This window comes from Gramella sp. KN1008 (genome assembly GCF_004332155.1).
Lineage (GTDB): Bacteria > Bacteroidota > Bacteroidia > Flavobacteriales > Flavobacteriaceae > Christiangramia.
Genome location: NZ_SJDV01000001.1, coordinates 318,854 through 334,190 on the forward strand (window position 1 = coordinate 318,854; position 15,337 = coordinate 334,190).

Below are 15,337 nucleotides of genomic sequence, written 5' to 3' on the forward strand. Positions count from 1 at the left end.
TTGTAAAAATTTGGGAGAAAAAATTGATGTTTCCGTTATAATCCTCACATACAACGAGGAAAAGAATATAGAGACGGCCATAAAAAGTGTTGTCAAATGGGCAGATGAAGTGATTATTCTTGATAGTGGCTCTCAGGATGGCACAATAGATTTATGTAATAAGTACGATGTAAAAATTCGTTATCGGGAATTTGATAATTATGCTAACCAAAGGCGGTATGCCATTAAGGAGATTCAACACAGGAATGAGTGGATATTTTTTTTAGATGCTGACGAGTATTTGCCTGAAGAATTAAAAAGTGAGATAAAGTTGGAATTAAATGATCCAGAATATGATGGCTATTATATTAAATATCGATTCTATTTTCTTGGAAAATGGATAAAGTATGGATCTTATTATGGTACTGAAATATTACGTTTATTTAAGAAAACAAAGGCCGATGTTTCCAGAGATATGAATGAACATATTTTCGTTGATGGAAAGGTTGGTAAACTTAAAAATGATTTTATTCATGAAGATAAAAAGGGGATTTCTGAATGGATAATAAAACATAATAAGTATGCAACTTATGAAGCAAAAGAACTTATTAAGTTCTCCAAGCCATCTTCATTGATTAAGACCTCAGATAATTTTGGGAAACTTAACGGGAATCAAGCCCAAAGAAAAAGGTGGATTCGAGAAAAAATTTGGAATAGGCTTTTGCCTCCTTTGGTTCGGCCTTTTATTTATTTCTCTTATCGTTACTTTATTAGACTTGGTTTATTAGATGGTAAAACGGGTTTAATCTTCCATTTTTTACATGGTTTATGGTATCCTTTGTTAATTGACGTTAAATATTTAGAAATGAAAAAGAAATGTGCGGAATAATTGGAGCGATAGGTCTCAATGATAACCCTGGAAAAGATATTTTGAAATATATATCTCATCGGGGTCCTGATTCCGAAGGATTTGTAAACGAGTCAGATGTTTTTTTAGGTCATACCAGGCTTTCCATTCAGGATCTTTCAGAGAATGGAAGCCAACCAATGAACTCCAAAGATGGAAATTTCGTAATTATATTTAATGGTGAAATATATAATCATTGGGAATTGAGAAAAGACTTAGAAAAGGATTTTACCTTTTTTTCGTCTAGTGATACTGAAACAGTATTAAATGCATACATTAAGTATGGTGAAGATTTTCTGCAAATGCTTAACGGAATATTTGCACTCGCTATTTATGATAGAAGTACAAAAAAACTATTAATTGCAAGAGATCCTATAGGTGTAAAACCATTATATATCTACGAACAAGAAGGAGTTCTTTTCTTTTGTTCAGAAATTAAGGGAATTCAGTCTTTCAATCTGAAAAATGAGATTTCTGATAAAGCATTAGCCAATTACCTTACCTATTTGTGGTCACCAAATGGTTTTACACCATATAAAAACATTAGAAAATTAGGGCCTGGAAGTTTTATTAGTCTTTCGTTAAATGACCCTGTTACGATTATTGAAAGAAAGTATTATCAGATACCCTTTAAAGGGGAATATTCATCAAAAAATGAAGATGTATTAGTTGATGAATTAGAGCAGAAATTATTAAAAGCGGTAGATAGGCAGCTTCTTTCAGATGTTCCTGTAGGCTTCTTTTTATCAGGTGGCTTGGACTCTAGCTTATTAGTTGCTATGGCCAAAAAGCTCCATGCTAATAAGAGGTTTGAATGTTTTACAATTAAAACGGGTTCCAATTTTGGAGCAGAGGGATTTTCAGATGACTTAAGCTATGCTAAAAAAGTTGCGCGACATTTAGATGTGCCCTTAAATGTTGTGGACGTTGATCAAAATATTGCAGATAATTTCGATAAAATGATCTGGTTTTTGGATGAACCCCAGGCGGATGCAGCCCCTTTGAATGTTTATAATATCTGTAAATTGGCTCGGGACAAGAATATTAAAGTGTTAATTGGGGGTACAGGTGGTGATGATCTTTTCTCCGGGTATAGGAGACATCAAGCTTTAAGGCTGAATAAGCATTTTGAGAAAGTACCATTACCTTTACGAAAGGCGGTTAAATCCATAAGCTCAATAATGCGATCTACCACCCCAGGTATAAGAAGATTTAAAAAAATAGCTTCTAATTTCGATGAAGACTCCCTTGGAAGAATGGCTGGTTACTTTAACTGGACTTCTTATGATACAATGATTTCTTTATTTAATGACCAATATCGCAAAAGTTTAAGTGGTTATATTCCTTCCGATTATTTAAAAGATTTAAATCAGGAAATACCCTTGGAGAATTCTGCTTTGAATCAAATGTTGTATTGGGAAATGAAGTCTTTTTTGGTAGACCATAACCTTAATTATACCGACAAATTATCAATGGCCGTTGGTGTCGAAGCTAGAGTTCCTTTTTTAGATTTAGAGTTAGTCGAATTTTCTACTAAAATTCCACCAGACTTGAAACTTAAAAATAATGAAACCAAATATTTATTAAAAAAAGTAGCGGAAAGATATCTTCCTTTGGATGTCATTTATCGACCAAAAACTGGATTTGGTGCACCTGTAAGGAAATGGATAACAGATGATTTAAAACCGTTGATAGAACAAAGACTTAATCATAAGCGGCTACAAGAAATTGGGATATTTGACTCAGACAAGGTGTGGACACTAATAAATGATAATGAGAAAGGTAAGATCGATGCATCTTATACTATATGGGTGATTTTAGCCATTGAGTCCTGGTTTAGACAATTTATAGAAGGAAAACCGTATTTTAAATAATGAGACAAATAATTCAAGACCTTAAACAAGGTAACACTATATTAGAAGAGGTTCCTGCACCACAGGTGAAAACCGGCCAGGTACTTATAAAAACCAGTCGGACCCTCGTTTCTTTAGGAACTGAGCGTATGCTGGTGGAATTTGGCAAGGCAAATTTTATCGCCAAAGCCCGCCAGCAACCTGATAAGGTAAAGCAGGTGCTGGATAAAATGAAGACAGATGGGGTAATGCCTACTCTTGAGGCTGTGTTCAACAAATTAAACCAGCCCTTACCTCTAGGATATTGCAATGTTGGAACTGTGGTAGCTGTTGGAAAAGGAGTTTCAGAATTCCAGGTGGGAGATCGTGTTGCATCCAATGGTAATCATGCAGAATTTGTATCAGTTCCTAAAAATTTAGTTGCAAAGGTACCTGAAAACGTTAGTGACGAAGAAGCAGCATTTACAGTAATTGGAGCAATTGGTTTACAGGGGATTCGTTTAATAAATCCAACTTTTGGAGAAACTATTGTAGTCATCGGGTTGGGACTTATCGGCCTGGTTACAGCAGAACTTTTGAAAGCAAATGGATGTAAAGTGATCGGGCTGGATTTCGACCAGCAAAAAGTTGATCTTGCAAAAGAAAAAGGAATAAACGCTATGAACCCTGGAATGGGAACGGACCCTGTAAAATATGTCCTTGAAAATACTTCCGGGATTGGAGCGGATGGCGTTGTTATCACCGCTTCTTCACAAAGCAATGAGATCATTCACCAGGCTGCGGAGATGAGTCGGAAAAAAGGACGTATAGTCCTCGTTGGAGTTATCGGTCTTGATATACAACGCGCAGACTTCTTTGAAAAAGAATTAAGTTTCCAGGTGTCCTGCTCCTATGGACCCGGTAGATACGATGATGATTACGAACAAAAAGGGATCGATTATCCTATTGGTTATGTTCGCTGGACAGAAAAGAGAAATTTCGAAGCCATCCTGCAAGCTATAGCTTCTGGTCAACTTGACGTAAAACCTCTTATCACCGAAAGGGTGAAACTGGAGAATTATGTGGAGATCTATGGGGATATGCGTAAGCAGGGATCAATCGCCTCTATCCTGGAATTCCCCGAAGATTCCAAACAGATTTCCAAAGTAAAAGTATCCGAAAGGAAATTTGAAGCTTCCGAAGGAGTATTCGGAATCATTGGATCCGGGAACTTTACATCTTCTACTATCATTCCGGGTATGAAAGCCGCGGATGCTAATCTTAAATACATAGCCAGTGCAGGAGGCCTTTCAGCAAAAACTCTGGCGAAAAAAGGGGAAGTAACCTATGCCTCTTCAGATTATAAGGAGATCCTGGAGGATAATGAAGTTGATATGGTAATGATTACTACTCGTCATAACCTGCATGCTCCAATGGCTAAGGATGCCCTTTTGGCAGGAAAAAATGTGTTTGTAGAAAAGCCATTATGTCTCAATGCTGAAGAATTGGAAGAGATCGCTAAGATTTCCGAAGAAAAGAAAAAAATGGTGATTGTTGGCTTCAATCGTAGATTCTCTCCCCTGGCAGTGAAAATGAAATCTCTCCTGGGTGAAGGCCCGAAAAATATAATTGCAACCATGAACGCTGGATTTATTCCTTCAGATGTCTGGATACATGACCTGGAAGTGGGCGGAGGAAGGATCATAGGAGAAGCCTGTCATTATATTGATCTTTGTACTTATCTGGCAGGAAGCAAGGTGGTTTCGGTTTGTATGAATGCATTAGGAACTGCTCCAGAAGAAAATACGGATAATGCCTCTATTCTTTTAAAATACGAGAATGGAACTAATGCTGTTATAAATTATTTTGCAAACGGTAGTAAATCCTACTCGAAGGAACGTATTGAGGTCTTTAGTCAGGAAAGAACTCTCATTCTTGATAACTGGAGAAGCTTGAAAGCTTATGGAGTAAAAGGTTTTTCAAAAATGAAAACCAAGCAGGATAAAGGCCATAAGGCTCAATTCGAGCAATTAGTAAATTCTCTTAAAAAAGGAGGAAAAGCCATTGTGCCATTTGAAGAAACCTACAACACTACCCTTGCCTCTTTTGCCGCTATTGAAAGTTTGAAGCAAGGTAGATGGATCAGTGTAGAGGAGATGAAAGTATCTAAAAAAATAAAAGAGCAGGAAGCTGCATTGGCTTAAAAGGCTATTGTGATAATCCTGACAGGTTAAATGTTCTCAGAAAAAATTTCCTTATACTATAATACTCTTAAGCAAGTAAAGCCAACCCAGCTTTACCATCAGGTGTATTATCGCTTGAAGAACAGATTTAGAAATAAATCCTACACCGGAACACCGAAGCAGGTGGTTCCATTGAAACTCCAAAAAGGAATAATCTATCCCAATTCGTTTCTGGGGCAAAACAGCTTTTCATTTCTAAATCTCGAAAAGCAGTTTATGACTATAGATTGGAACTTTGATCAGTATGGTAAGCTTTGGACCTATAATTTGAATTACTTCGAATTTCTCCACCAGGAAAATATAACGGTAAAGGAAGGCCTGAGGCTGATCCAAAACTATATTTCATTCGCTGAAGATTTAAAAGACGGTCTGGAACCTTACCCGATTTCCCTTAGAGGGATTAACTGGATCAAATTCTTATCAGAAAATAAGATTGAGAAAAATGAGATAGATGTCTTTTTATATCGTGATTATCAGAGATTAGTAGATAATCTTGAATACCACTTATTGGCAAACCACTTATTAGAAAATGGATTTTCATTATTATTTGGTGCTTATTACTTCCAAGATATAGGCCTGTATGAAAAGGCAAAAAGCATACTTATTCAAGAATTGAAGGAACAAGTGTTGGAAGATGGTGCACATTATGAGTTGAGCCCAATGTACCACCAGATCATTCTCCATCGGGTACTGGATTGCTATAATCTGGTAAAGAATAATTCCTGGAAGAGGGGAGAGCTATTATCCCTGTTGAAGGAAAAAGCCGAATTAATGCTGGGGTGGCTGAATGAGATCAGCTTTCGGAATGGAGAAATTCCCAAACTAAATGATGCCGCAAACGAGATTGCTCCAACAACTAAAGAATTATTAAGCTATGCCGAAGACCTTGGCTTGAAGCCTGTAATGAAAGGATTGTCCGATTCGGGTTATAGAAAATTTGGCGATGATTATTTTGAGATAGTTGCAGATGTTGGGCAAATCGCTCCTTCATATCAGCCTGGGCATTCTCATGCAGATAGCCTTCAATTTGTAATGAATTATAAGAATAAGCCGATAGTTGTTGATACCGGGATATCTACTTATGAAAAAAATGATCGCAGACAATTAGAAAGATCCACAATATCTCATAATACAGTTACTATTAAAGAGCAAAATTCCTCTAATGTCTGGGGAGGCTTTAGAATTGCGCAGCGGGCGAGGGTTTCCCTTTGGAAAAGTACTGAAACAGAACTCGTAGCTTCTCATAACGGGTACAGGAACCTTGGAGTTACACATAAGAGATCTATTCAATATACTTCCGGTATTTTTCGGGTAGAAGATCAGCTATTGGGCAATATTGAAAACCTGCCGGCAGAAGGACATTTGCATTTTCATCCTGATGTGGATATTCAGATAAATAAGCAAACTATCCTTATAAATGAAAATCTGAAACTGGAATTTTCTGGAATTAATGATCTGCAAGTGGAAGAATATCAATTTGCTGAGGCTTTTAATAAGCTGCAACCGGCAAAAAAAATCATCTACAGGTTTACTCATAAAGCCGAATTACTCTGTCAAGTAGCGAACACAATGATAAGCGCCGCGGATCGCATCAAAACTGATGCGACCTTTGGATGAAAAGAATTAACAAAATGAAATTATTATTCCTGACCGATAACTTCCCTCCTGAGGTCAACGCTCCCGCCAACCGTACTTATGAACATTGTAAGGAATGGGTGAAAAGTGGGGTTGATGTCACTGTTATCACCTGTGCTCCAAATTTTCCCAAAGGAGAAGTATATCCCGGTTACAAAAACAAATTATACCAGAAGGAGGTTATTGACGGGATCAAAGTAATTCGGGTCTGGAGTTACATCACCGCCAATGAAGGATTTGTAAAACGAATACTTGACTATATTTCTTTCGCAATTATGGCCTTTTTTGCAGGGCTTTTTGTGAGGACCGATTTGATAATTGCAACTTCGCCTCAGTTTTTTACTGCGGTCTCCGGTTATATGCTTTCTTTCTTTAAGAGAAAAAAATGGGTCGTTGAAGTCAGGGACCTGTGGCCTGAATCTATAATTGCTGTTGGTGCCATGAAAAGGAACAGAGCGATTCGTTTTTTTGAGTGGCTTGAAAAAAGACTGTACAAGTCTGCAGATCATATAATCGTAGTAACCGATACTTTTAAAAAGAAAATATCAGAACGGGGAATAGAATCCGAAAAAATTTCTGTTTTTAAGAACGGTGCTAACCTGGAACTTTTTAAACCCCAGGGCAAAAAACTGGAACTAGAAAGGAAATTAAAACTGGAGAATAAAACGGTATTTGCTTATATAGGTACTCACGGGATGGCTCATGGCTTAAGTTTTATCCTGGATTCTATCAAACCTCTTGAAGAAACCCACCCGGAACTGGCATTTCTGTTCATTGGAGATGGAGCTGAGAAGAAAAATCTACTACAACAGGCAAGTGATCTTGATCTTAAAAACGCCGTATTTGTAGATTCAGTATCCAAAAAGGAAGTTGTGGACTATCTGAGTGTGATGGATGTGGCCCTGGTGAATTTGCGGAAAAGCGACACCTTTAAAACAGTTATTCCTTCCAAGATTTTTGAAGCGGCCGCAATGGAGAAACCAATTTTGCTGGGATTGGAAGGGGAGACAAAAGGAATTATAGAAACCTATAATGCCGGGGTATGCTTCAGACCGGAAGATCAAAACTCCTTTTATGAGGCCATAACAGCAATAACGACTAAGGAGAAGTATCAGGAAAATCTGCAAGGATCAAAAAGGTTGGTACAGGATTTCGACAGAAGTAAGATTGCAGCTAATATTTTGGAGTGCCTGAAAGAAGTTAAAAGCAAATAAAATTGTTACTTAAGTGGCTGCGACGATCTCCGTTGCATTCCCCGCGAGAATAAACCATATACTATGCTAAAAATTACCATCATCGCTGGAGCGCGGCCTAACTTTATGAAGATCGCGCCTATCATTAAAGCAATTAAAATAGCCAGGATAGAAGGCGAAGACATAGATTTTCGACTGGTTCACACAGGTCAGCATTATGACAAAAAAATGTCAGGAAGTTTCTTCGAACAACTTGGAATCCCTGAACCTCATGCAAACCTGGAAGCCGGTGGAGGAAGTCAGGCAGAACAGACGGCCAATATTATGGTGAGGTTCGAAAAGGAATTACTGGAGAATCCTGCTGATGTGATTTTAGTAGTAGGAGACGTTACCTCGACCATGGCCTGCAGTATTGTGGCTAAGAAATTAAACACCCAGGTGGTTCACGTGGAAGCCGGGATACGTTCAGGAGACCTTACTATGCCCGAAGAAATCAACCGAATGGTTACCGATTCCATTACCGATCACTTCTTTACCACATCTGAAATAGCGAACGAGAATTTAAGAAAGGCAGGAATTGAGGAAAGTAGAATTCATTACGTAGGAAATACTATGATTGACACCCTGCTTTCTAATATGGAGAACCTGATAGATCCGGAAATCCTTATAGATGGAAAGCCTTTGGAAGATAGTAAGTATTTTGTACTTACCCTGCACCGCCCGGCCAATGTAGATGAAGAAGAAAAATTAAAAGCAATGATGCAGGCGATCATTGATGGAACCGGTGAATTGCCAGTGATCTTTCCCGTACACCCCAGGACGGCAAAGATCCTGAAAAATATTGGTATTGATCATGACAGATTACATTATGTAGAACCTCTCTCCTATCTTGAATTCAATTACCTGGTTAGGAATGCCAAAGCGGTTGTTACAGATTCAGGCGGAATTACAGAAGAAACCACGGTAATGGGTGTTCCCTGTTTAACTCTCAGAGATAATACAGAACGACCGGAAACTATTACTATGGGCACCAATGAACTTGTAGGGACAAGGCCCGGAAATCTTAAGCCTTACCTGGATAAACTGATGGCCGGCGAATGGAAAAAAGGTGAGGTAATTCCTCTATGGGATGGGAAAACAGCAGAAAGAATCGTTGAAAGACTTTTATATATTTATTCTAAATCCGAAGCTTACGTTTAATATCACTATTGCCCCTACCAATAGGTTTTTACTAACCTAATTTTTAAAATACATATGAATATTTTAGACCACGAGGTGATCCTGGGATTATTTCGAAGTAATTATCTGTTCTTTATTTTATGTGTTTTCGGGATTTCTTTCTTTGCAACCTTTTATTTTATACCTAAGGTATTGTGGGTTACCAAAGAAAAGAACCTGATGAAAACCATCAATGAGCGGAGTTCCCATGATAAACTAGTTCCTAACTTTGGAGGAGTAGCTTTTTTCATGGTTTTGGTATTGATCATTTCCATACTCCAAAGTGTAAAGACCACCTATACCGGGAATCATTTGATCGTAGCGGCTACCTTGTTATTTATGGTAGGACTTAAGGACGATCTTGTTATATCTACGGCAAGGGTTAAATTATTTGGGCAGTTAAGCGCGGCTTTCTTTCTGGTCTTTTCCCCGGAACTGAAGATTAACAGTTTACATGGATTTCTCGGGATCTATGAAATTCACGAGGCGATGGGATACTTTTTAAGTGCTTTTATAGTAGTAGCCGTTATAAACGCCTATAACCTTATAGATGGAATTGACGGGCTCGCTTCCATGGCGGGAATCGTTATTAGTCTGGCCTATGCTGCGGCATTTTATGCTTCTGGAAATCCATATTTTGTACTGGTAAGCGTATGTGTCGCCGGAATTCTTTTCGCATACCTGCGATTCAATTTTTCCCGGGGCAGGAATAAGATCTTTATGGGAGATTCAGGTTCTCTTATCATCGGCCTTGTAATAGCATGCCTTACACTAAAGATCCTCGCATTACCATTTGATTCAAAAGTTCATTATCTGAATAATGCAAGGCTGGTTTATCTTGCAGCAGTTTTATTTTTACCCTTGTTTGATACGTTAAGGGTAATGATCCTGAGGCTCCTGTCCGGGAAAAGCCCTTTTGAGGCCGATCGTAATCATATACACCATATTTTGCTGGATCTTGGGCTTTCCCATTTTAAGGCCAGTTTTAGCCTGGCTATATTGAATATCCTGGTCATTTTAAGTTTTATTTTATTGAGCAAATATTTAGGTCATGATATGCTGGTTCTTGCAATGCTGGGAATAGGAGGCATTATAGCTTTATTCTTTCAGCTACTCAGGAAAAGAGCCAGGCAGATGAAACGTGTCAATTCGTTTGCTTGATTAAGTTTCACAACTTCTAACGAGTTAATAATTCTATATTCGCAAAAATTTTTATGAAAATGCAATCCCCCAAATTTTTTAGATCTGTGATCACTATAGTTTTGATCACTGTACTTACTTCTTCCTGTGTTTCCCGAAAGGAAATAGTTTACTTCCAGGGACTTGAAGAAGCAGGTGACGTATTAGATGAAAATATAAATACCAGCCTTGAAATCAAACCAAATGATCTTTTAACAATAAGTGTTTCAGCTCCCGAGCAGGAGGCAGCACTTCCTTTTAATTTACCGGTAATTGGAGTGCCACAGGGAGGAATGCAGGGTGAACTTACCGTTGGTGGCAGACAGCAGATGCAAACCTATCTGGTGGATTCTGAAGGTAATATTGAGTTTCCGGTTCTGGGAACTACCAAAGTGACCGGACTAAACCGCCAGCAACTTGCAGCCAAATTAAAGTCTCAGATCAGTGAATATGTTCAGGATCCTATTGTAAATGTGCGTATTGTAAATTTCCAGGTAAGTGTATTAGGGGAGGTCAACCGTCCTGGGACCTTTGATGTTAAAGATGAATATCTAAGCCTTCCAAAGGCCCTTGGTCTGGCAGGGGATCTTAGTATTTATGGAAGACGGGATAATGTTTTGGTTATGAGAGAGCAGAATGGTAAGAAGATCCATGCCTACCTTGATCTTACCAGGCCTGAAGTTATAAATTCCCCTTTTTATTACTTGCAGCAAAATGATGTGGTATATGTGGAGCCTAATGGGGCTCAAAGACAATCTGCAAGTTATAATCGTAATGCCGGGGTTTATATTTCCATAGCCTCAGTTCTAATTTCATTAGCAGTTTTAATTACTAATTAATATGTCACAGCAAAATCATAACTCCCGTCCACAGGAAGAAGAGATCGACCTTAGAGAAGAACTAGAGAAGTATACTAAGCATTGGCCCTGGTTTGTGCTGGGTGTCCTGGTTTGTTTAATAATTGCGTTTTCCTATTTGAGATATGCAACCCCAACCTATAGAACCCAGGCCAGCATCATAATCAAGGATGAAAAGGGAAAATCTCCGGGCTCGGAAGTGGCGGCCTTTGCCGATCTTGGCCTTTTAGGAGGAATGGGAACCAATTCCATTGAAAATGAGATTGGGATCCTGAGGTCCAAAAGAATGATGACCAGTGTGATCAAGGCACTAAACCTTCATGTGACCTACTATAATGAAAATACCATCAACAACACAGAGTTATATCTAAATACACCTTTCTATATTAATATATTGAAACTTGATAGTAAGGAATTAAAGAATTACTCAAAGAAAGCCGGTAATAGATTCAGTTTTGTAAAAGATGGAAACGATTTTGAATTACTGAATAAGGAAACAGATGAAATTTTTGAAGGTGAAATAGGAGTTCCCATGGAACTTCCCTTTGCCGATATCATCATTACCAAGAATACCGACTTTGAGTCCACAGATAAAGAGATTTTGCTGGTTATAGGTTTTTCCAATATAGAACCTGTAGTTTCCAAATACCGTTCTATACTTAATATTAATCTTACCGAGAAGAATTCCAGCCTTATTGAGTTAAGCCTGGAAGATCCTGTCAAGGAAAAAGCACAGGATATTTTGGACCAGTTGATATTTGAATACAATCAGGAGGCCATAGAGGATAAGAACCTTGTAGCCAGAAATACAGCTTCCTTTATAGATGAAAGACTGGAGATCATTAACCGCGAACTGGATTCGGTAGAAACAGGAAAGGAAGAGTTCAAAGAGGAGAACAGGCTTACCAATATTGAAGCCGAATCTGAGATGTTCATCGAAAATGTGAGCGAATATAATAAGAGAGAGCAGGAAATTGCCACTCAGCTGGAGCTGTCGAATACCATGCTGGATTACTTAAAGAATGATTCGGGCTCAGACCTGCTTCCGGCGAATCTAGGAATTGAAGAACAAAGCGTGAATGCCAGCATTGAGGAATATAACAATCTCGTACTGGAAAGGAACAGGATTTTAAGCGGATCTACTGAAAAGAACCCTGTGGTAAGAAGGCTTAACTCTCAGATAGATCAGATACGCGGTAACGTTCTGGCAAGCTTCGAAAGATTAAGGACCAACTTAAGTGTTGCTCAGCAGGAACTTGAAAGACAGGGCTCGGTGATCAACTCAAAGATCTCGGCTGTTCCTTCAAAAGAAAGAAAATATCGCGGAATAGAAAGACAGCAGAACATCAAAGAATCACTTTATTTATTCCTTTTGCAAAAAAGAGAAGAGAACAGTTTGAGTCTTGCGGTAACCGCGCCAAAGGCAAAGATTGTAGATCGTGCCTATAGTTCGGTAGAAGCCGTTTCTCCAAAGCCAAGGATAGTGATGCTGGCCTCCTTAATCTTAGGATTGCTTATTCCGTTTCTTGTCATTTACCTGAAGAATCTACTTAATAATAAAGTCAAGACCAAGGAAGATCTGGAAAAAGAGGCTAAGGAAATACCGGTGGTTGGTGAGATCCCACATGCAAATAAGAAAGATGGGGAGATGATCCTTAAAAATGATCGAAGTGTAATGGCCGAAGCTTTCAGGATCCTGCATACAAACCTTCAGTATCTCATTGTAAATACAGCCGAAAAGGAACAGCGTGGGAACACGCTCTTCGTCACTTCCACTGTTAAAGGGGAAGGTAAGACCCTTGTTTCCTTTAACCTGGCGGCTACCCTGGCAAATGCCGGAAAGAAGGTACTACTGGTGGGGGGTGATCTGCGGAATCCACAGTTGCAGCGCTTCGAGAAGGATGCCAGGGAGCATACAGGAGTAAGTGATTACCTGGCAAATGATGACCTGGTGTTGCAGGACCTTATCAGGAAAACCCAATTGGATCATTCCAATCTGCAATTACTGCCTTCAGGAACCATTCCGCCAAATCCTTCAGAATTATGGCGCCGACAGAAAACTGGAGAAATGTTCAGGGAACTGGAAAGGATGTTTGACTATGTGATCGTGGATACGGCTCCTTCACTGTTGGTTACAGATACCTTCCTTATCAATAAGTTTGCTGACCTTACTCTTTATGTGGTACGTGCCGGCTATACAGAGAAAAAGCTGATAAGCTTCGCGAGGGATGCTAAAAATGATGGAAAACTGCACGATGTAAGCTTTGTGCTAAATGATGTGAAATGGGCAAACTTTGGGTACGGTAATAAGTATGGATATGCTTACGGCGAAGAAAAGAAGTCCTTTTTGCAAAAATTAAGAAATAAGGCTGCTTTCTGGTAAGTCATCGACAGGCTGAGTCCTTTTAATTATCTATTAGCAATAATCATTAACCGATAAGGTTGTGGGCTGTGGCGTCAAAGTGCCCTTTCACATATAAATTTTTCCTTCAGGCTTGTCATTTCGATGAAGCAAAGCGGAGGAGAAATCTTTAAACTCCTTTACAGACGAATAATGAGTAACAAGAACATTGCTTAAGTCAAATTACTTTAAGCAATGTTCTTTTTTATAAACACCAACAATTGAAACTACAAACAAGTTTATTATTCCTGGCATTTATTTCAGGTTTCCAGGTTTTTTCACAGGTCGAATTTTCCGGAAATTTTAACCTGAAAGGTCTTTACTCAAATAAAGAAAAATCACCTTTCTGGTTTTATGCCAATCAAAGAGGCAGGATCTCTGAACAGACCAATTTTGCAGGTTTGCTGTCAGGGAAGATGGAGTATGACCTTTCACAAAAATCAAGTGTGGAGTTAGGAGCAGGAGTTTTATACCAGGATGATCACCTGAATGATGATTTTATCGATGAGCTGTATTTTGATTTTAAATATTCCTGGTTGCAGATTGTTGGGGGGAGAAAGCAGGAGCCTGAAATGTATAATGGTCTTAGTGCCACAAATGAAAACTTTGCCTGGTCTTTAAATGCAAGACCGATGCCCGGGATTCAGATTCAGTCCTCAAGACCGGTGTATTTTAATGAAAACGAAAAATTTGGATTCGAATTTTCCTGGGAGGAATATTTAATGGGAAACGACCGTTTTGTGAAAGGTGCAAGATTACATGCTAAAAGTTTATACCTGATATATAATTTTGATAAAAAATGGCAATTAAAGGGGGGGATTCGTCACTTCGCACAATGGGGAGGTAATTCCCCAGCTTTAGGTAATCTCCCAGGAGGTCTTGAGGATTATTTTAAAATTGTTTTAGGTAGGGAAGGAGGTGAGAATGCTCCGGCTACGGATAGAGCAAATGTCATTGGATCTCACTTGGGTACATATGAGTTATATATAACTAAAGAATTAACGAGTGGCAATTTTAAGTTCATTTATAATCACTTTTTCGAGGATGGAACTGGAAGTAGATATGTGAATTTTCCTGATGGTAGATATGGTATCCATTTTCAGAATAACACAACAAAAAAAATATTTCAAAGTGCTCTTTATGAGTTTTATTATACGAGAGATCAAAGTGATGGAAGAACAATTCATGGCCATGACGCTTACTTTAATAACTTTACTATGTTTAAATCTGGATGGACATACCAGAAAAGGATCATAGGGCTTCCTTTTTTTGATTATAGTGAAGAAAAAGATATGGTAGTCGGGAATAAATTTTTAGCGCATCACATTGGAGTAGAAGGAAATTTCAGTAACCACTTTGTAGTCTATCCATATAAGTTTCTTGCAACTTATGTAAGAAAAGATGGGGCGTACAATAAAAGATACACCCCCAACCGGGATGAAATCTATCTAAGCTATGAAATGGGACTTCTAAACGAACCTTTTAAGCTTCGAATAATGCTGGGAGCGGAGTATTCCAACGTCTCCAAACCTGTATATGGTGCCGGCCTTAGTCTTTCAAAGCAGTTTTGAGTAGCCGGTAGGCTAGTCAATAGTTATTAGTTTGGAGGCCATGTCGTCAGTTGTGAGTTCTCTGTTGTGAGTTTAAGTCTTTCCGGGCGAAGTGAAGGAATCTGATGTTAGTCAGAAGTCTTTAGTCGGTAGTCTTTAGGGTGAGTTGTGTTAGATGTTGTGTAGGCTTAGGTCATTTCGACCGTAGGGAGAAATCTGGTGGCTGGTTGGTAGTTCTTCGTTCGAAGTTAGGAGTTGTGTGTTGTGGGTTTAAGTCATTCCGGGCGAAGTGAAGGAATCTGCGATTAGTCTGTAGTCAGGAGTAAATCTTATCTCTCTTTTC

At 38.7% G+C, this 15,337-nt stretch carries 10 protein-coding genes; all 10 read left to right on the forward strand.

The window, feature by feature from the left end:
• The first annotated feature begins 10 nt into the window (after window positions 1–10).
• Window positions 11–868, forward strand: coding sequence for a glycosyltransferase family 2 protein (locus tag EZJ28_RS01610; RefSeq protein ID WP_131394175.1), 858 nt, complete (start codon window positions 11–13; stop codon window positions 866–868).
• The gene (gene asnB, locus EZJ28_RS01615) at window positions 856–2,760 is read left to right on the forward strand and encodes an asparagine synthase (glutamine-hydrolyzing) (RefSeq protein WP_131394177.1); all 1,905 of its coding nucleotides are present in this window, start codon (window positions 856–858) and stop codon (window positions 2,758–2,760) included. Before EZJ28_RS01610 ends, asnB begins: the two co-directional genes overlap by 13 nt.
• On the forward strand, window positions 2,760–4,922 hold the full coding sequence (locus EZJ28_RS01620; protein ID WP_131394179.1) for a bi-domain-containing oxidoreductase: 2,163 nt from the start codon (window positions 2,760–2,762) through the stop codon (window positions 4,920–4,922). The genes asnB and EZJ28_RS01620 overlap by 1 nt, the downstream gene beginning before the upstream one ends.
• A 30-nt stretch (window positions 4,923–4,952) precedes the next feature.
• Window positions 4,953–6,578 (forward strand): alginate lyase family protein, encoded by a 1,626-nt coding sequence (locus EZJ28_RS01625; RefSeq protein WP_131394181.1) that lies wholly within the window; start codon window positions 4,953–4,955, stop codon window positions 6,576–6,578.
• 14 nt (window positions 6,579–6,592) lie between these two features.
• Window positions 6,593–7,810 (forward strand): glycosyltransferase family 4 protein, encoded by a 1,218-nt coding sequence (locus tag EZJ28_RS01630; RefSeq protein ID WP_131394183.1) that lies wholly within the window; start codon window positions 6,593–6,595, stop codon window positions 7,808–7,810.
• A 63-nt stretch (window positions 7,811–7,873) separates the two neighbouring features.
• On the forward strand, window positions 7,874–8,989 hold the full coding sequence (gene wecB, locus EZJ28_RS01635) for a non-hydrolyzing UDP-N-acetylglucosamine 2-epimerase (RefSeq protein ID WP_131394185.1): 1,116 nt from the start codon (window positions 7,874–7,876) through the stop codon (window positions 8,987–8,989).
• 54 nt (window positions 8,990–9,043) lie between these two features.
• Window positions 9,044–10,168 (forward strand): glycosyltransferase family 4 protein, encoded by a 1,125-nt coding sequence (locus EZJ28_RS01640; protein ID WP_131394187.1) that lies wholly within the window; start codon window positions 9,044–9,046, stop codon window positions 10,166–10,168.
• A gap of 59 nt (window positions 10,169–10,227) precedes the next feature.
• Complete coding sequence (locus EZJ28_RS01645) at window positions 10,228–11,025, forward strand: polysaccharide biosynthesis/export family protein (RefSeq protein WP_131394189.1); 798 nt, start codon at window positions 10,228–10,230, stop codon at window positions 11,023–11,025.
• Between the two features lies 1 nt (window position 11,026).
• Entirely contained in the window at window positions 11,027–13,426 is a 2,400-nt protein-coding gene (locus EZJ28_RS01650) for a tyrosine-protein kinase family protein (protein WP_131394191.1), read from the forward strand.
• A gap of 239 nt (window positions 13,427–13,665) precedes the next feature.
• Window positions 13,666–15,015 (forward strand): hypothetical protein, encoded by a 1,350-nt coding sequence (locus EZJ28_RS01655; RefSeq protein ID WP_131394193.1) that lies wholly within the window; start codon window positions 13,666–13,668, stop codon window positions 15,013–15,015.
• Window positions 15,016–15,337 lie beyond the last annotated feature (322 nt).

What these genes read in the sequence shown, in the direction of transcription:
- EZJ28_RS01620 (WP_131394179.1), top strand. Translation starts at nt 2,760, where the DNA reads ATGAGACAAATAATTCAAGACCTTAAACAAGGTAACACTATATTAGAA.
- EZJ28_RS01625 (WP_131394181.1), top strand. Translation starts at nt 4,953, where the DNA reads ATGTTCTCAGAAAAAATTTCCTTATACTATAATACTCTTAAGCAAGTA.
- EZJ28_RS01645 (WP_131394189.1), top strand. Translation starts at nt 10,228, where the DNA reads ATGCAATCCCCCAAATTTTTTAGATCTGTGATCACTATAGTTTTGATC.
- EZJ28_RS01640 (WP_131394187.1), top strand. Translation starts at nt 9,044, where the DNA reads ATGAATATTTTAGACCACGAGGTGATCCTGGGATTATTTCGAAGTAAT.
- EZJ28_RS01650 (WP_131394191.1), top strand. Translation starts at nt 11,027, where the DNA reads ATGTCACAGCAAAATCATAACTCCCGTCCACAGGAAGAAGAGATCGAC.
- asnB (WP_131394177.1), top strand. Translation starts at nt 856, where the DNA reads ATGTGCGGAATAATTGGAGCGATAGGTCTCAATGATAACCCTGGAAAA.
- wecB (WP_131394185.1), top strand. Translation starts at nt 7,874, where the DNA reads ATGCTAAAAATTACCATCATCGCTGGAGCGCGGCCTAACTTTATGAAG.
- EZJ28_RS01630 (WP_131394183.1), top strand. Translation starts at nt 6,593, where the DNA reads ATGAAATTATTATTCCTGACCGATAACTTCCCTCCTGAGGTCAACGCT.